A 16,912-nucleotide genomic window follows, 5' to 3' on the forward strand; every position below is an offset into this window, starting at 1 on the left:
AGCGGACTTCCGTGCCGTTGTCGTCGCGTCGAGGGCTCATCTGCGGGCTCGTCTCGGTGGGCGGGAGTGCGGGCGCGGGTGAGCTGGGGACCGCTCGATGGGACAATCGTCGATGTCACGGAAAGGAGGGTTGTCGATGCCCAGAATCGGGGTGGCGCGAGACGGTGCCGAGCCCACATCGGCCGAGCAGCGCGACCGGCACGAACGGATTCTCGACGCGGCGGCTCACCTCGCGACCGAGTTCGACCTGCCTCGGGTGCAGATGACCGAGGTCGCCAAACGTGCGGGTGTCGCGATCGGCACGTTGTATCGCTACTTTCCGTCGAAAACACACCTGTTCGTGGGGGTGATGCTCGATCGGTTGGAGCGATTCAGCGGCTACACACCGGTCAGCGACCCCGATGTGCCGGTGCAGGACGCGATCTGTGATGTGTTGATCGGGATGACCCGTGAGATGGTCGCGTATCCGACGCTTGCATTGGCGATGCTGCAGTCCAACAGCACAGCCGTGGCGGCTGCGGTACCCGACACGGTGAAGATCGAAGCGACCTTCCAGGGGATTCTGTTGACGACCGCTGGTATCGCCGATCCGACCGAGGGCGACAAGGACCTGCTGCGGTTGCTGTCGATGCTCTGGTTCGGGGTGATCACCGCGTTCCTCAACGGCAGATCGACCATCGCTGAGACCGAGGCGGACATCCGGCGTAGCTGCGATCTGCTGCTCGTCGAACTGAGCCCTCGGACGTAGTGGGTGGTGTCAGTGAGTGGCGGCCCGATGGCCCGCGTGCGCGCCCGCGCGGCGCCCCGAGTAAACACAGTCGGCCAGGGACAGACCGCTCACATACGAGTTCGAGCAGATGCCGACGGCTGCCCGGCCCGCGGCGTAGAGGCCGGTGATCGTCGTGCCGGATTCGTTCCGGACGGCGCCGGTGTCCTCGTCCACCAGTAGGCCGCCGAGGGTGAGCATCGGCATCGGATAGGTCAGGCGGGCACTGAAGGAGATGTCCAACAGTGCGAAGGGGCCGGTGCGCAGCGGCCGGCGCAGGTCGTCTGGTTTGCCCATCGGGTCGGGGATGTTGCGTTCGATGGCGCGATTGTGTGCGTCGACGGTTGCGCGCAGCGCCGCCGGTTCGATCCCGGCGCGGGTTGCGGCGTCCTCGACCGTTGCGCCGGTCGCGCTGCCCACGCGCAGCAACCGCTCGGTCTGCATGCGCTGGAACCACACCGACTGTGTGCCGATCTGGCGACGGGCCTCTTCGGCCAGTCCGGCGTCGACCAGCAGCCAGGCGCGATGACCGGGCGCTGCCGCGATGGCCTGACCCAGTGCCGCGCCGTAGCGGGACTCGTCGATCATGCGCTGCCCGTTGGCATCTACGGCGATCGAACCGAAGTAGGCGCTGGGAGGTGCAATGAACCGCCACGTCGAGAGCACATCCATGCGGTCGGTAGCCGCGCCCAGGGCCTGGGCCATGGCGATCCCGCTGCCGTCGTCACCGGCGGTGCCGAGCGGTAGGCCCTCGGCCCACGGATAGTCCGGGGCGTACTGCTGCACCATCTCGCCGTTGGCGATGAAGCCACCGGTAGTGAGGATGACACCCGAGCGTGCCTGAATCCGTACTGGAACGCTGTAGCGTCGTTCGATGCGGGCCAGCAGTGCTTGCATGGCCTTACGCAGACCTGGGTGGTACACGCCCGGTTTCGCGGAGAGTCGGGCCAGTGCGGCGAACCGTCGCTGTACGGCTATGGGTGCACCGCTGATCGTGGTGGCCTCCACGCCGGTCACCCGACCGTACTCGGTGACGAGTCGCGTCACCCTGGTACCGGTTCGGACGTGGACGCCGTGCGCGGCGGCCGACTCGGCGAGCGGTCCGAACAACTTCTTGCCCGACACTCCGCGACCGTGTGCGCGGTGGCCGCGCTGACGGGGCGTCGCCGCTTCGCGGAACATTCCTGAGTTCTCGCTGCCCGAGTAGTACAGGTAGTAATCATCGGTGGGATAAGACGTCTTGAAGGGGCACAGCGAGGGCTGGAACGGAACTCCGTGCCGGGTCAGCCAATCGATCATGTCCGCGGACTCCTCGCAGAACCGACGCAGCGTCGGCTCGCTCACTGTGTCGCCGACCTCGGCTCGCAGATACGCCAGCATGTTCTCGACGTTGTCGTCGACACCGGCAGCGCGCTGCACCCAGGTGCCCCCACCTGCGTAGATGATGCCGCCGGACAATGCTGTGGCGCCGCCACCGAGGTATCGGTCGAGCGCGACCACCTCGGCTCCGGATTCCCGTGCGGCCAGGGCCGCCGTGACACCTGCGCCGCCGTATCCGACGACCACCACATCGGCCGAAGAGTCCCAGGTCTGCGCCATCGTGACCGCCTTTCCGGACGAAACGTCAAGGCCGCGAACTATAACGTGTTCTAAAACATCTGGCGATGTGCCGGGCGGCCGGCGTGTGTGCGGGCGGTTTTCTTCGGCCCGCGTTCCCAAACCAAGCGATTGCTTGGTAAGTTCGGGTAGGGCTCACGACCGGAGCCGCGGGAATCGATGCGGAGGCAGGATGGATCTCGGACTCGAGGGCGCAGTCGTACTCGTCACCGGCGGTGTGCGAGGGGTCGGCGCGGGAATCACCAGGGTGTTCCTCCGCGCGGGCGCAACAGTCGTGACGTGCGCGCGTAACGAACCGGACAGCCCGATCGAGGTGGACGGCCGCACCGCGGAGTTCCTCGCATGTGACGTCCGGGACGCTGATCAGGTCCACGCCATGGTGGCGTCCATCGTCGAGCGGCACGGGCGCCTCGACGCGCTCGTCAACAATGCCGGCGGTTCCCCGTTCGCACTCGCAGCCGATGCGAGCCCGAAGTTCCACGCGAAGATCGTCGAACTCAATCTGCTCGCGCCGCTGCTCGTCGCACAGGCCGCGAATGCGGTGATGCAGACACAGGACTCCGGCGGATCGATCGTCAACATCTCGAGTGTGAGCGGGTCGCGGCCCTCGCCCGGCACTGCCGCGTATGGTGCGGCGAAGGCCGGGATCGACAGCCTCGGAACATCTCTCGCGGTCGAGTGGGCACCGAAGGTGCGCGTCAATTCCGTGGTGGTCGGCATGGTGAACACCGAGCAGTCGCATCTGTTCTACGGCGACGACGCAGGTATCGCCGCAGTCGGCGCGACCGTGCCCCTCGGGCGACTGGCTGCCCCCGACGACATCGGGAACTGCGCGGCATTTCTCGCCTCACCGCTGTCGGCATACGTCAGCGGATCGACATTGACCGTCCACGGCGGCGGCGAACGCCCTGCCTACATGGCAGCGGCACGAACGAAGGAGACAAAGTGAGTGGACTGCTGGACGGACGCGTCGTCATCGTGACGGGTGCCGGGCGTGGCCTCGGACGAGCCCACGCGTTGGCTTTCGCAGCAGAGGGCGCCAAGGTCGTCGTCAATGACATCGGTGCGGGCGCCGACGGCTCGGCGACAGGGGAGACCCCCGCCGAGCAGGTCGTCGAGGAGATCCGGGCGACCGGCGGTGAAGCCGTCGTCAACGGCGACGACGTCGCGGACTGGGCCGGGGCCGAGAACCTCATCAAGACCGCGCTCGACAACTTCGGACGCCTCGACGTATTGGTCAACAACGCGGGATTCCTGCGCGACCGCATGCTGGCGAACATGAGCGAGCAGGAGTGGGACGCGGTGACCCGCGTGCACCTCAAGGGCCACTTCGCTCCGATGCGGCACGCGATGACGTACTGGCGCGCGGAGTCGAAGGCCGGTAACCCGGTCGATGCCCGCATCATCAACACGAGCTCCGGTGCAGGCCTGATGGGCAGCATCGGTCAGGGCAACTACGCCGCGGCCAAGGCGGGTATCGCGACCCTGACCATCCAGGCCGCCGCCGAGTTCGGCCGGTACGGCGTCACGGTCAATGCGATCGCGCCTTCCGCGCGGACCCGCATGACCGTCGGTGCCGGTGGTGCGATGGCCGAGATGATGGCTGCTCCGGAGGAAGGATTCGACGCGATGGCACCCGAGAACGTCTCGCCTCTGGTCGTGTGGCTGGGCAGCAGCGAGTCGAAGGACGTCACCGGCCGGGTGTTCGAGGCCGAAGGCGGAAAGGTGTCGCTGGCAGACGGTTGGCGTCACGGCGAGGCCGTCGACAAGGGCGACCGCTGGGATCCGAAGGAGCTCGGACCGGTCGTCGAGAAGCTGATCGCTTCGTCAGAGCCTCCGACCCCGGTCTACGGCGCCTGAAAAACTCCCGCTCCCGGCCCGTGCCGGAGAACACCGGGCCGGGAGTGGGTTCACCCTTCGGAAGCGGGGGTGCCCGTGTGCGCGTCGGCGGGTAGCGCACCTGAAGACGTGACCACCAGCACCGCGACGAGCACCACCATGAGCACCGCCGCCACTAACAGGGACGCCGGTGCCAGCGCACTCGCGCCGATGAGCAACGACAGTCCGACCACAGCGACGTCGGCACCCCGCGACAGGCATCCCCGCATCGTCAGAAACCAAGCGCTGAGCAGGAAGATCGCCACCGGCACCGTCAGCGTCGCGGCCGCTGCCGTCGCTTCGAGCCCGGTCGCGTGGGTGTCGTGGTCGATTGCGACCTCGATACCCGCCGAGAACGCGCCCGCCGCAGCGAACACCACGTAGTGCCCGTATCCGAACACGAGCGCCGACGACATGCCGGTCAGCATTCGACTGTGTTCGGTGTGGAAGTACACCCACCACATGCCGCCGGCGAGCGCCAGTCCGCACACGGCGATCAAGACGAGCGAACCGACATTTTCGGTGTGGTCGATGGCGTCGACGATCGCGTTCGCCGACGCAAGGATCGATTCGCCGAGGACGATGAGGGTGAAGAGGCTGTAGCGCTCGGCGATGTGCTCGGGATGCCACGGGGTGATCCGTGCATGCTCCGCTATGACCGGAACCGAAAGTTCTGCCACGACGAGCACGAGGAACGAGACGGCGCCCCACCCCTCCGGCAGGCCCAGCCGGAGCACCCACAGGATCTGCACGAGCGTTATGCCGATCGCGTACCGCATCGCGGTCTGCCGGAGCGCGGGATCGGAACGGGCGGCGCGCAGCCACTGAGGCACCAGTGCCAGCCGCATCATCACATAACCGAGGGTGACGAGAGCGAAGTCGCCGTCGGTCATCGCAGGTACGGTGCCTGCCGCGAGCACGAGCACGCCGCCCATCTGAAGCAGCGTGAGGACCCGGTAGAGCCAGTCGTCGGTGTCGAATGCGCTCGCGAACCACGTGAAATTCACCCACGCCCACCAGATCGCGAAGAACACCATCAGGTAGGCGCCGACCCCCGAGACGATGTGCTGGGAGGCCTCACTCTGATGCAGTTGTGCCGACGCGAACGACACCGCGACGACGAACACGAGGTCGAAGAACAATTCGAGAGGCGTTGCGACGCGATGTTCCTCGTCGCGGCGTCGCGGCACCATCCGCCGCAAACCCAGAAATGATCCCTCGGGCATTCGAGCCCCTTCCGCCGTGCGCGCTGTCCTCGTCACCGCACAACGCGCACGGGCTGCGCAGCCTCGCTTACGCCGGGGTGCGGATGATCAACGTCGAACCGGGGAAGTAGGCAGCGAGTTCGGTGCGGGCCGCCTTGAGTGTGGCGGTGCCGTAGCCCTGCTTCCGGGCCTCGGGGCGAACCCAGATCCGCACTTCCACCTCGTTGCCGGTAAGTTCACCGAATGCGAAACCGATCTTCTTCGGCTCGTCACCGGAGAGATCTTCCGCGACGAGCCACATGCCCGACTCGTCGTCCATGAGCGCAGCACCCTTCTGACGCTCGGTCTCCACCGCTGCGTCGCTGCCGTCGCCGAGCTGTTCGGCGCAGCGTGCCTTGAGCAGCTCGATGTCGGCCCGGTCGTCGCTGATCTGGCGCAGCCGGAAGTGCTCACCGGTCGCGTAAGGGCGCGAATCCGTAGTCCACTTCACGACCGCGTCGAGATCGTCCAGCTCGGTGCGGATCTTCTTGCGTTCCGCCTTCGTGAGGCGTCCCAGTGGAAGGGCGAGGACGGCCTCTGCGCAGAAATCGGTGGTGCCGAGCAGTGACCCGATGGCGGCAATGGCGCTGTCCCGGTCATCGCTCTCGACGATGGCGTCGAGCACCTCATGGCGCTGCTCGAGCGCACGCAGCAGGGCTGCCGCGATCTCGCGGCGGTCGAGTACCTGGTCGTGATTCGTGGTTGCCATCGGGTGACATCCCCTCTCGAGAGCATGAACAATGCGTCTACCAGTATTGCCGGTCGAGGCGCGGTGCGTCAGCCGACCTCACTCGCAGACGACGACGGGAATGACACGATCGGTCCACGACTGGTAGTTGTCGAAATCCGGATACATCGCCGTGAGTTTCGGCCAGTACTGTGCGCGCTCCGCATCCGTGGCGACACGAGCCTTCATCTGACGGATGTCCGACCGGATCTGGACGGTCACCTCGGGATTCGCCTGGATGTTGCGGAACCACAGCGGATGCTTCGGCAGCCCGCCCTGGGACGCGACGAGCAACACCTTGCCGTCGGCCTCGAGGAACAACAGGGGAGCGGTCCGTGGCTGCCCCGTCTTCCGGCCGGTGGTGGTGAGCAGGCACACCGGGATTCCCCACGGAAATGCGCTGCCCACCCGCCACTTTCCACCGAGGCGGCCACCGGTGGCCCGGTACAGGGCCACGTTCACACGCGACATCCACTTGATGATCGAGGTCGTCGCCTTCGAATCGAGCCCCTTGGGGGCCGCCTCGGTGCCCATGATCAGATGCGTTCGATGATGGTGCCCGTGGCCAGCGCGCCACCCGCACACATGGTGATCAACGCCGTCGATGCGTCGCGCCGCTCGAGTTCGTGCAGCGCCGTCGTGATCAGCCGCGACCCCGTCGACCCGACCGGGTGCCCCAGCGCGATCGCGCCGCCGTTGACATTGACCTTGTCCATGTCGGGCCCGTGGACCTGGGCCCACGACAGCAGCACCGATGCGAAAGCCTCGTTGACCTCGAACAGATCGAGGTCGCCGATGCTCATGCCGGACTTCTCGAGCACTTTCGCAGTTGCCTGGACAGGGCCGTCGAGGTGGAATTCGGGCTCGGCGCCGACCAGCGCCTGCGAGACGATCCGTGCGCGTGGCTTCAGACCCAGTGCTTTCGCTTTGTCCTCATCCATCAGAAGCACCGCGGCCGCACCGTCGGAGATCTGCGACGAGGTGCCTGCGGTATGGATGCCGCCGTCGAGGACGGGCTTCAACTTGGCCAACGACTCGGCGGAAGTGTCGCGCAGCCCCTGATCGCGGGCGACGGTCTGCTTCTCGCCGGTGTGCATGCCTTCCTTGTCGACGACGGGGGCGACGACCTGCAGGACCTCGCGTTCGAAGCGGCCTTCGTCCCATGCCTGCTTCGCGAGCTGCTGGGAGCGCACACCGAGGGCGTCGACGTCATCGCGGGTGATGCCGCGGCGCCGAGCAATTCGTTCGGCGGCCTCGAACTGGTTCGGCATGTCGATGTTCCACGACTCGGGCCGGCGGGGTCCGGCCTGGTCGCCGACGTTGGCGCCGAGCGGAACCTGCGTCATCGCTTCGATACCGCACGCGATCCCGGCCTCGATGGCACCGGTTGCGATGAGACCTGCGATGAGGTGGTTCGCCTGCTGCGCCGAGCCGCACTGGCAGTCGATCGTGGTGGCACCGACCTGCCACGGCAGTCCGGCATTCAGCCAGGCCGTGCGGGTGATGTTGTTGGACTGGGCACCGGCCTGGGTGACGCAGCCGCCGATGACCTGTTCGACGAGTGCCGGGTCGATCCCGGACCGTTCGATAAGCCCGCTCTGCGCTGCACCGAGGATTTCGGCGGCGTGCAGGCCGGAGAGCCAGCCACCTCGCTTGCCGATCGGGGTGCGTGCGGCCTCGACGATGACGGGTGTGCCCACAGCGGGCTCCTTTCTGTGTGCCCCTCGGGGCAGCGTTCCTACCTCGGAAAATAGAACAGGTTATCGAGTGGTGCAAGAGGTGGTCTCGCTGTTTGGAAGCACGGTTTCCTTGGCGAGCCGCGTGTGCTGTGCTTCAATGATTCTAGAACGTGTTCCACATTACAGCGCGGGTATCCGTGCAAGGGCAGGAGAGGTTCAGTGGTGGCACAGCCCAGCATCCCCGAAGGCATCGACTTCACAGATCCCGATCTTTTTGCGGAGCGTATGCCGTTCGAAGAATTCGCCGAACTGCGCAGGACGGCACCGGTCTGGTGGAACAAGAAGTCGCCGGATGTCAGCGGCTTCCACGACGAAGGCTTCTGGGTCGTGTCCCGCCACGAAGAGGTCCGCGAAGTCTCCCGCCGGAGCGATGTGTTCTCCAATTGGGAGAACACCGCCATCCCGCGGTTCAACGACGACATGCCGCGAGAGGCCATCGAGCTTCAGCGTCACGTCCTGCTCAACAAGGACGCGCCCGAGCACACCAAGCTGCGTAAGCTGGTCGCGCGTGGATTCACACCCCGCGCGATCAACGGTCTGCGCGACGAATTGAACTCGCGGGCAAAGAAAATCGTTGCCGAGGCATGCCAGGAGGGCGGCGGCGACTTCGTCACCCAGATCGCTGCCGAGCTGCCACTGCAGGCCATCGCCGACCTCATCGGTGTGCCCCAGGATGATCGCGCGAAGATCTTCGAGTGGTCCAATCAGATGACCGGGTACGACGATCCGGACAACACCGCCGATCCGGCAGCGGCCTCGATGGAGGTCCTCGGCTACGCCTACCAGATGGCTGCCGAGCGTAAGGCGAATCCGGCGGACGATATCGTCACCACCCTCATCGAAGCGGACATCGACGGCGACGAACTCGCGCCCGAGGAATTCGGATTCTTCTTCATCGTTCTCGCCGTCGCGGGTAACGAGACCACCCGCAATGCAATTTCCCACGGCATGGCGGCCTTCCTCGACAATCCGGAGCAGTGGGAGATCTTCAAGCGCGACCGTCCGAAGACGGCTGCCGACGAGATCATCCGCTGGGCCACACCGGTTATCTCGTTCCAGCGCACCGCACTCGAGGACACCGAGCTCGGTGGTCAGGCGATCAAGAAGGGCGACCGCGTCGTGATGCTGTACGCATCGGCCAACAACGACGAAGAGGTCTTCGAAAACCCACGGGAATTCGACATTCTCCGGGATCCCAACCCGCACCTCGCATTCGGTGGAACCGGTGCGCACTACTGCCTCGGCGCCAACCTCGCTCGCATGGAGATCGACCTGATCTTCAACGCAATCGCGGACCATATTCCGGACATCACCAAGATCTCCGATCCGCATCGTCTGCGGTCCGGCTGGCTCAACGGGATCAAGGAATTCCAGGTCGACTACAAGACGCAGGGTGGGTGCCCGGTCAAGCACTGACCTCGGTGGAGGACAGGCCGGTCGCGACCAGCAGGGTGTCGCGCCGGTCGAGGGGCCCGGCCGGCCACCCGCTGGTCGGGGCCACTCCGAAGCGGTAGGAAAGGGGAAGGGATCTGTGGCGCGATGGAACACGGGACCATCGCTCATCGAGATGCATCTGCAGACTCAACCACTCTTGTAGCAACGGCCGCGCGCACCGCGAATCCGAGGCCGACGGTGGCGATCGCAGCGACCAGCCCGATCCCGATTCCGTAGGCCTGCGGCCCACCGTCTCCGGCATCGACCAGCCACCCGATGACCTGCTGGAGTACTGCCACGACCAGGAACACCGCACCGTTGACCACCGCCAGTGCGGTTGCACCGCCGCGAGAGCCGGTGTGGTCGTTGACCATCGAGAACACCACGACGACGCCGCCGGCCGCGACCGCGGCCAGCAGCATCCCGACCGTTGCCATCGCTGTGGCGCCCGATAGTTGCGCAGCGATGAACACTGCTATCCAGCCGCCGACCCCGACCGCGCTGACCACGACCATCGTTGCGGCCTTCCGGCCGTGTACATCCGAGAAACGACCGACGGCCAACGAGGTCAGTCCATACACAAGCAATGCTGCGGAGATCACGGTCGCCGCGGTTGCCGATGCCGTACCGGTAGTGGTCAGAAACGGCGTACCCCACAGGCTGGTGAAGGTGTAGAACGTCGAGTTCGTGCCCACGGCAACGAGTGTGAACGCAATAAGCGTGCGATCCCGCAGCAAGGCGCCGACACCAGTGCTGGTCTCCTGACCCGTCGTGCGGTCCACCACCGCAGACGGAAGATGCCGCACGAACATCAGTACCGCCGCCGCACTCAGCAACGACACCACCGCGGTGGCCGCCAGAACCCCTCTCCAGGTTGTCACCGACAGTAACGACGCCAGCGGGCCACCGGCGGCGATACTGCCGATGTTGCCGATCAGCATGGTCGTCCCCGACATCGCCGCGAATCGGCTTGCCGGATACCACGCTCCGATGGCGCGCAGCACACCCAAGAAGCTGGTGGAACTGCCGAAGCCGATAAGTGCCGACGCGGCGACCGCGGTCGGCAGGTTCATCGCGACGGAGTAGAGGAACAGTCCACCTGCGGAGAGTGCGGTGCCGACGCCGACCGCCCACCGGATGCCGATCCGGTCGATGATCGCTCCGGCCGGTACCTGCATGACGGTGTAGACGTAGAAGTAGGTGCCCGTGGCCAACCCGAGTTGAGCACCGGAGAAATCGAGCTCGTCGGCGAGTGGTCCGGCCAGGCTTCCTGGTGCGAATCGGGTGAAGAAGCTCAGCACGAACGGGATCAGCACCAGGACGTAGCCGACCGTGGGCGAGCGCAGTGTTGTTGGCATCACGGGCGATTGTCCAGCACGCGGTTCACAATCCATTTGTCGACACGATGCACGACCTGCTCGGTGTCGCAGTACCGCCCGGAAATCGACGCGGCCACTCCCTTCTGCTGCACCTCGTGGCGCTGGTGACCAGCGCCCGAACTCCTCAGGGTTGCTGATTCAGGCATACCAGGGGTCGACCAATTCGACTCCGGTACCGGTGAAATCCTTGGTGTTCCGTGTCGCGTATGTGGCTCCGTGTGCCAGACAGATCGCGGCGATCTGGGCGTCGGCGGTGTGGATCGGCAGCCCCGCCTGTTCACGCCTGATGAGGACGGCGGCGTAGTGCTCGGCGGCACCGTCGTCAAATGGCAGGATCGCCATGGTGTCTCGGTAGGGCTCGAGCGCGGCGTCGATCTTCGCGGCCAGTGTCGACCTGCGCCGGCCTTTCGGGAGGCGGCGCACGCCGGCCAGAAGTTCGGCGAGAGTGATGGCGGTGATCGCAACCTCGCCAGTGAGGCCTTCCATCCACGCGATGACCACGCTCTCCGGCTCCGGTCGGAAGATCTCGGAGATCACATTGGTGTCGAGGACGATCACGTGAAGTCCGCCGCGCGGGCGACGTCGGAGCGCTCGGGTAGGGGGAGATCCTCGACGCCCCCGGCTTCCTGCGCTGCACGCATGAGTGCGAGACCGATGTGTGGCCGACGCGTGGCCTTGGTGAGAATGTCGCGGGCTTCGGCCTCCATGGAGCGGCCGTGCTCCTTGGCCTGGGCGGCGAGCCGCTTTTTGACGGACTCGTCGAGCCCTCGGACGACGATGGATGACATCGGAACTACCTCCTCAGAGTGCTATCAAGAACGATAGCACCTGGGATGATCCTCGACCGCCCGTGGTGGTGGATACTATGCGTATGTCCTAATTCGAATCCCATCTCCAGCGGCCCTCCAGGACAGGGATGTGGGTCGACGTGGACGCCGCTTGGGCCTGGGTAACCTGGGACGTTCACTCGCATTGCGACCACTGTGTGCCAGTACGGACAACCGGCTGCGTGCCCACGCAGCGGCGAGACCTCCGGCGGCTCTGTGCGGGATGCCGCTGGAGGCTCGGTGTGCTCGATGGGACGTCGCATGCTGATCTCTGCGTGTTCGCCGATGGCCGGAGCCAACGCGTGGACGAATTGGATTGTGAGAGAGGCAATCTCGCGCCTACGTGACATGATATCTGGTCGGTGCACGTTGATATCGTAAAGTGTTGTGCAGAAGCGCAATTCGAAACGTTCCTACCGATTGACTTGTCGGATCGAGTGCAGCGTTGGAAGCGGTAGGGACGACCGATTCGCGGTCCGGTCCCACGAAGACGCATCGCGCAGGTAATCCTCTGGAGCCTCCGCTCGATCATCCTGCAGGTTCGGGAGCTCCAGGTCGACCGGTAGCCGCCACGACGCCGGTGGCGGCTCCAACGATCAGATCTCAGCATCGAATCGGCACGACAACGACCGGAGGAGGGATTCCATGGCACACGTACAATGTTCGACCACATCGGCATCACGTCGCAGGGGTCCGGTTGGAGCCGCGACCTTCGTCAGTCCCGACCACAAGCCGGGGTCGCCCACGGCGACGGCCAACGACCTGAGGTGCGCAACGTGTGCTTCGAAGTCGGTGACCTCGAGACGTCCGTCGTCGCGGTGGCCGAGCAGGGGTACGGACTCATCAGCGGGATCGCCGAGTATTGGGACAGTGTGCGGATGGCGTACAGCCGGGAGTGGCCGACCGCACGCGCACTACGCGAACCGGGAGCGCACCTCCGCGACCACATCCACCAGATGCAGTAGTCGATCACTGCCGTCGGGCGCCCCATCCGCATCGATGCCGCAGACAGTCACGCGCGTGACACCGGCCGCCGCATACGGCCGCACCGTCGCCTCGATCTCGTCGGCAGACGCATCAACCGGCACCATCGCCGGCATGACCACCTCGAACGGCCGGCCGAGGCCACGAGCGTCGCGAGCCTGCAGGGCCAGGCGCAGACTTTCCCGCACCCCGTCCGGTGTCTCGTTTCCGCCGCCGAGCAGCACACCGTCACCGAGTTCACCCGCGATTGCGAGCGTTCTGGGTTTGGTGGCGCCGATCAGTAGCGGCGGTACGAGTGCGGGCGGGTACGCGAGTCGGACGTCGTCGAGTTGGACGTACCGGCCCTGGGTCGTGACGGTCTCTCCGTCGAGCAGCGCCCGCAACGCAGTGCTGTATTCGCGTAGCAGCGTGATCGGTGACTTCGCTCGGACGCCGGCCTGTCCCATCCACTCGAGGATGCCGTGACCGATGCCGGGCAACAGCCGGTCCGGGAAGAGTCGGGCGAGGGTGGCGATTTCCATGGCGGTCAGGGCCACATTGCGCAGCGGTACGGGGATGAGGCTGATGCCGACGCGGATGCGCTCCGTCCAGGCGAGCACCGCGGCGGCGGGAGCCAGGCCGGACTCCGCGAAGCAGTCTTCCCAGAGCCAGAACTCGTCGATGCCGGCGGCCTCCACGGCGAGTGCGGCGTCGCGAAGGCGTTCGGGTGGTTGGCTGGGAGGAAAGACGAATCCGATCGCGACCGTGTTCGTCTCGGACGTTGCAGCACCTGAGTTTTCGGTGGCCATGTGTTCCTCGATTCTCGTCTTAGCTATCCCAGTGGCGCGACTATCGCACAGTCATACATCGGAACTCGAACGAGCGCACCCACGGTGACGGTCGAGGTGTCGGCAGAGACGAGAAAGATCATCGTCACGATCAGTTCTGCAACTGGATGAGTCACCCACACCCAGGATTACGCACCGAGGACGTGTATGCCCCGCTGGGTACTCGTGGCGTGCATCCGCACACCGACGAACAGCGATGACCGTGCAGATGAACACGGCACCCGGATAGTCGATCCGACCTCGCGTGCATCGGCGGTCAACCGTCAGGACAGCCTTCGGCCATGGAGTACCGTTCCTGCCCCGGAGACCGTTGCACACACGGCTACGGTTGATCGGACGTCGACAGCCGTACCCGGCCACTATCGAGATCGATCCATCCGCCGTCTCCTACAGCGACGTCGATTCGAGCGTGCCTCTTACCCACAACTTCTTCAGTGACATGCCTCTTCGCGGGGGAAAACAGTTCGTCCATCATCCCCAACGTGCCGCTCCCCGCGTCGGCCGTGCGTGGCTTGCTCTTGCGCCAGAAGATCCATCCTCTTCTCTCTGCCCACAGTGCTGCCTGGTCGATTCCGACGAGCACCACGATTGCGGTCACACCGATAAGCACGGCTTCCATCGAACATCCCCTCCAATGTCACGGATTCCTCGGCCAGCACAATGTTCGTGTGGTCTACTCCGGTTCAATCCCGTACCGATGATGCCAGAGGGGACTCGATTCCAGAGGTGCTCGGACGCACGGGAGAACGCCATCGTGGGTCTGCCGCCCGCCCGGTCGCGGTGTGGTGTCACCCTCGCCCGTTACCGTGTGCGCGTGAATAAACGCGTTCAGGTCGTGCCTGCGGTCTATGTGCTGTTCCGTCGCAACGTTGTCGGGCGCGAGGAGGTCCTGCTCCAACTGAGGGAGGGCACTGGCTACCTGGACGGACATTGGGCTCACGCTGCGGCGGGACACGTCGAGCGGGGCGAGTCGGTTTTCGATGCCGCTGTTCGTGAGTGTGCCGAGGAGCTCGGTGTCGTGGTCGATCCTGACGATCTCGTGGCGCTGACCTCGTTGCATCGCCAGGAGTTGCCCGGCCACTCGTACAAGGATCATCGAGTGGACTTCTTCGTCGAATGTCGCAGCTGGTTACGTGAGCCACGGCTGATAGAGCGTGAGAAGGCAGCGGCGCTGCAATGGTTCGACGTGCGAGAATTACCGACCCCGATGGTCCCGCATGAAGAGTTCGTGATTACCGCTCTGCACGCCGGTCGGCTGGCACCGCTTCACTGCATCGGATTCTGAACTACTCACGTCCGGCGTGAACGGACTGAGGTCTGGTTCCGTGGTGTCGCCAGGTCTCGTGCCGAGAAGGCGCGAGGATCGGTCATGGACGAGCGGCTTCGTCGCGCCTCACCGTCAACGGATCGGTGTCCGTTCCCATTCCTGCTGTTCGACGTTTTCCTCGGCTCAGAACAGGATTTGCCCGACCAATGCACTCGGAACTGCCGATGGACCGCGTTTCCGGCGTCGTTACCGATGACCATCCGGCAATCCGGCAGGACCGCCTCCGCGTAGCGGGACCCGACGGTATTCCTGGCGTTCCTTGCGATCGCGGACGACTATGCCGCGCTCCTGGAGCGTTCCGTGGAGCTGACCGGCTACATGGGAATCTTTGCGGGAGAGCGCGGTACGTCGTTCGCGGAGCAGTGCGTGGATTTCGCTGTCGAGGCTGGGGTCACCGTCGATCCACCGGGTGAATTCGTCATCGTTGTGTGACGTGTCGGTCCAGGGGTATCCGTGCTCGGTGAATGCGTGGGCGACGGCGATCTTGTCGAGGTCGCCGAATTTGCGACGGGCGAGTTCACGGCGCGTGACGTCAGTCAGGACCAGGTCTTTCTCATCGAGGTGGGCGCCGACGATCTTGTTTCGCGGAACATAGAGCGCGTCGTCGTCCTGCTCGAGGAGTACACCGTCGGAATCCACGGTGACGGTGAGTGATTCGCCGAGGGTGCTCATGGCGAGGACCACGCCCCCGACGATCCCGAGGATGGTCAGGATCGGTAGCGACCACGCGGTGGTCAGCTCGGAGAGAAGTTCCACCGGCCCGGGGACTGTCGGCAGAGTGTCGACGGCCCAGCGGCAGACCGGGGGAGCGGCGAAGCCGAGCCCGATGCCGACCAGGATGCATGCCGCCGCCACGACGGCGGGGATCATCCAGGAGACGGAGATCTTCGTTGCATCGTCACGCATCGTCGTCATGAGGTCCCTTTCGATGTCCGGTGAGATAGCGGTGGATGACCGTCCGCATGGTCTCCACGGGAGCTACCGCAGACGGGTTGTCCGCGTAGAGAAAAGCAGAATCCGTGATCGCACGGATCCAGGTGGCGGTCGCGTCCGGGTCGAGCGCGGGGTCGATCCGGTGGTGCGCGCGACGGAGGAGATCGCTGAGTCCTCGGCTCACTACGGCGTCCGTCTCGTCGAGGACCACGGCGAGTTGCGGGTCGTGGGCGACCTGCCGCATCACCTCGATCACGAGGCCCGCGGCGAGTGGGTCGGAGGCGGGTTCGACGAGCTCGGCGACCAGGTCGAGAATCGCCTCCAGTGGATCCTCGGCGTCGCGATAGCGTTCAACCATCGCCCGGGATTCGGGCAGGTCGCGCTCGAAGATTGCCCGGAAGACGCCGCGTTTGTCGCCGAAGTAATGGAAGACCGTGCCCGAACTGACGCCCGCGGCTTTCGCGATCGCGGTGACAGGGGTTGCTTCGTAACCGTGTTCGGCAAAGAGCACGGCGGCCGCATCGGTGATGGCATTGCGGCGTTGCGCTTGGAGTTCGGGGTCGACGGTACGGGCCATGAACCAAGGATAATAATTAATTGACTAGTAAGTCAATTAATTGTCCATGTGCGCGATCCGAGCGACAGGAGAACAATGTCAGTCCAGTCGGTGCAGGTCGCCGGCGGTGTCGATGTCGCCGGGATCTGCGAGACCTGCGCAATCCAACTGCCGGACCCGGTCGCGATTACGGGAGAGGAACGATCGCGCGCCCTCGTCGCCACGTGCTTGCTGCACCGCCGCTACCGCGTCGACCAGGTCGAAGACGACGGGATGACCGGGGCGCTCGCCGAACACCGGCAAGGTCACGGTTCCGGGTTCGTGCGCCGACAGGATTGCATGTACGAGTTCGGCGTTGATGCCGGGGAAATCCACCACCGTCAGCGCGATCACGTCGGCACCGGCCGCCGCGTCGACCCCGCACCGAAGCGAGGTCGACATTCCGATCTCCCATCGGGAGTTGTACACCGGGGTTGTTCCGGGTGGGCACGCTGCAGCCACCTCGTCGGCGTACGCGCCGGTCACGACGATCGTCCGGTCGCACCCGCCTTGCTCGAGAGCATCGACGACGGAATGCAGCAGGGGACGGCCCCGGTGGGGTAGCAGGGCTTTCGCCCGACCACCCAACCGTGAGCCGTCCCCCGCAGCGAGAACGATTCCGGCAGTGACCACGG

Annotated in this window: 18 protein-coding genes and 1 pseudogene; 6 read left to right on the forward strand and 13 right to left on the reverse strand. The window is 65.3% G+C overall.

The window, feature by feature from the left end; genetic code table 11:
- Window positions 1–136: 136 nt before the first annotated feature.
- Window positions 137–748 (forward strand): TetR family transcriptional regulator, encoded by a 612-nt coding sequence (locus tag ACSYG9_RS13355; RefSeq protein ID WP_454842792.1) that lies wholly within the window; start codon window positions 137–139, stop codon window positions 746–748.
- 9 nt (window positions 749–757) lie between these two features.
- Here ACSYG9_RS13355 and ACSYG9_RS13360 read toward each other — a convergent pair whose 3' ends face one another.
- Window positions 758–2,365 (reverse strand): FAD-binding protein, encoded by a 1,608-nt coding sequence (locus ACSYG9_RS13360; protein WP_454842793.1) that lies wholly within the window; start codon window positions 2,363–2,365, stop codon window positions 758–760.
- Between the two features lie 190 nt (window positions 2,366–2,555).
- Here ACSYG9_RS13360 and ACSYG9_RS13365 point away from each other — a divergent pair, with 190 nt between their 5' ends.
- Entirely contained in the window at window positions 2,556–3,332 is a 777-nt protein-coding gene (locus ACSYG9_RS13365) for an SDR family oxidoreductase (protein WP_454842794.1), read from the forward strand.
- Window positions 3,329–4,243 carry an SDR family oxidoreductase gene (locus ACSYG9_RS13370; protein ID WP_454842795.1) on the forward strand — a complete coding sequence of 305 codons (915 nt, stop codon included), beginning with the start codon at window positions 3,329–3,331 and terminating at the stop codon, window positions 4,241–4,243. Before ACSYG9_RS13365 ends, ACSYG9_RS13370 begins: the two co-directional genes overlap by 4 nt.
- Window positions 4,244–4,293: 50 nt before the next feature.
- Here the strand turns inward: ACSYG9_RS13370 and ACSYG9_RS13375 are convergent, their stop codons facing one another.
- The 4 genes from ACSYG9_RS13375 to ACSYG9_RS13390 form a co-directional block, all read right to left on the reverse strand.
- Window positions 4,294–5,487, reverse strand: coding sequence for a low temperature requirement protein A (locus ACSYG9_RS13375; RefSeq protein WP_454842796.1), 1,194 nt, complete (start codon window positions 5,485–5,487; stop codon window positions 4,294–4,296).
- A 67-nt stretch (window positions 5,488–5,554) separates the two neighbouring features.
- A complete protein-coding gene (locus tag ACSYG9_RS13380; protein ID WP_247272659.1) occupies window positions 5,555–6,214 on the reverse strand; it encodes a GNAT family N-acetyltransferase in 660 nt (219 codons plus the stop codon).
- A gap of 78 nt (window positions 6,215–6,292) precedes the next feature.
- The gene (locus ACSYG9_RS13385; protein ID WP_454842797.1) at window positions 6,293–6,766 is read right to left on the reverse strand and encodes a nitroreductase family deazaflavin-dependent oxidoreductase; all 474 of its coding nucleotides are present in this window, start codon (window positions 6,764–6,766) and stop codon (window positions 6,293–6,295) included.
- Window positions 6,767–6,768: 2 nt separating this feature from the next.
- Window positions 6,769–7,932 (reverse strand): steroid 3-ketoacyl-CoA thiolase, encoded by a 1,164-nt coding sequence (locus tag ACSYG9_RS13390; protein ID WP_454842798.1) that lies wholly within the window; start codon window positions 7,930–7,932, stop codon window positions 6,769–6,771.
- Between the two features lie 201 nt (window positions 7,933–8,133).
- Between ACSYG9_RS13390 and ACSYG9_RS13395 the strand changes: the two genes are divergently transcribed.
- On the forward strand, window positions 8,134–9,387 hold the full coding sequence (locus ACSYG9_RS13395; RefSeq protein ID WP_440123000.1) for a cytochrome P450: 1,254 nt from the start codon (window positions 8,134–8,136) through the stop codon (window positions 9,385–9,387).
- 143 nt (window positions 9,388–9,530) lie between these two features.
- On the opposite strand, the gene ACSYG9_RS13400 is transcribed toward ACSYG9_RS13395, so the two are convergent.
- From ACSYG9_RS13400 to ACSYG9_RS13410, 3 genes are all read right to left on the reverse strand, one after another.
- Window positions 9,531–10,763 carry an MFS transporter gene (locus ACSYG9_RS13400; protein WP_454842799.1) on the reverse strand — a complete coding sequence of 411 codons (1,233 nt, stop codon included), beginning with the start codon at window positions 10,761–10,763 and terminating at the stop codon, window positions 9,531–9,533.
- Between the two features lie 159 nt (window positions 10,764–10,922).
- Entirely contained in the window at window positions 10,923–11,342 is a 420-nt protein-coding gene (locus ACSYG9_RS13405; RefSeq protein ID WP_454842800.1) for a PIN domain-containing protein, read from the reverse strand.
- A complete protein-coding gene (locus ACSYG9_RS13410; protein ID WP_440123004.1) occupies window positions 11,339–11,572 on the reverse strand; it encodes a FitA-like ribbon-helix-helix domain-containing protein in 234 nt (77 codons plus the stop codon). The genes ACSYG9_RS13405 and ACSYG9_RS13410 overlap by 4 nt, the downstream gene beginning before the upstream one ends.
- Before the next feature lie 744 nt (window positions 11,573–12,316).
- Here ACSYG9_RS13410 and ACSYG9_RS13415 point away from each other — a divergent pair.
- Window positions 12,317–12,576, forward strand: a pseudogene (locus ACSYG9_RS13415) (hypothetical protein); the annotation flags it as partial.
- Here the strand turns inward: ACSYG9_RS13415 and ACSYG9_RS13420 are convergent.
- Both ACSYG9_RS13420 and ACSYG9_RS13425 read right to left on the reverse strand, forming a co-directional pair.
- Window positions 12,526–13,383, reverse strand: coding sequence for an LLM class flavin-dependent oxidoreductase (locus tag ACSYG9_RS13420; protein WP_454842801.1), 858 nt, complete (start codon window positions 13,381–13,383; stop codon window positions 12,526–12,528). The pseudogene ACSYG9_RS13415 and the gene ACSYG9_RS13420 overlap by 51 nt on opposite strands.
- A gap of 361 nt (window positions 13,384–13,744) precedes the next feature.
- Window positions 13,745–14,041 (reverse strand): DUF6191 domain-containing protein, encoded by a 297-nt coding sequence (locus tag ACSYG9_RS13425; RefSeq protein ID WP_454842802.1) that lies wholly within the window; start codon window positions 14,039–14,041, stop codon window positions 13,745–13,747.
- Window positions 14,042–14,236: 195 nt separating this feature from the next.
- Here ACSYG9_RS13425 and ACSYG9_RS13430 point away from each other — a divergent pair, with 195 nt between their 5' ends.
- On the forward strand, window positions 14,237–14,707 hold the full coding sequence (locus tag ACSYG9_RS13430; RefSeq protein ID WP_454842803.1) for an NUDIX domain-containing protein: 471 nt from the start codon (window positions 14,237–14,239) through the stop codon (window positions 14,705–14,707).
- Between the two features lie 228 nt (window positions 14,708–14,935).
- Here ACSYG9_RS13430 and ACSYG9_RS13435 read toward each other — a convergent pair whose 3' ends face one another.
- The 3 genes from ACSYG9_RS13435 to ACSYG9_RS13445 form a co-directional block, all read right to left on the reverse strand.
- Window positions 14,936–15,664: a YqeB family protein gene (locus ACSYG9_RS13435; protein WP_440123008.1), complete on the reverse strand. Its 729-nt coding sequence runs from the start codon at window positions 15,662–15,664 to the stop codon at window positions 14,936–14,938.
- On the reverse strand, window positions 15,648–16,259 hold the full coding sequence (locus ACSYG9_RS13440) for a TetR family transcriptional regulator (RefSeq protein ID WP_440123009.1): 612 nt from the start codon (window positions 16,257–16,259) through the stop codon (window positions 15,648–15,650). The genes ACSYG9_RS13435 and ACSYG9_RS13440 overlap by 17 nt, the downstream gene beginning before the upstream one ends.
- 78 nt (window positions 16,260–16,337) lie before the next feature.
- Entirely contained in the window at window positions 16,338–16,910 is a 573-nt protein-coding gene (locus ACSYG9_RS13445) for a nucleotidyltransferase family protein (RefSeq protein WP_454842804.1), read from the reverse strand.
- Between the last annotated feature and the right edge of the window lie 2 nt (window positions 16,911–16,912).

The organism is Rhodococcus sp. SJ-2 (genome assembly GCF_053750035.1).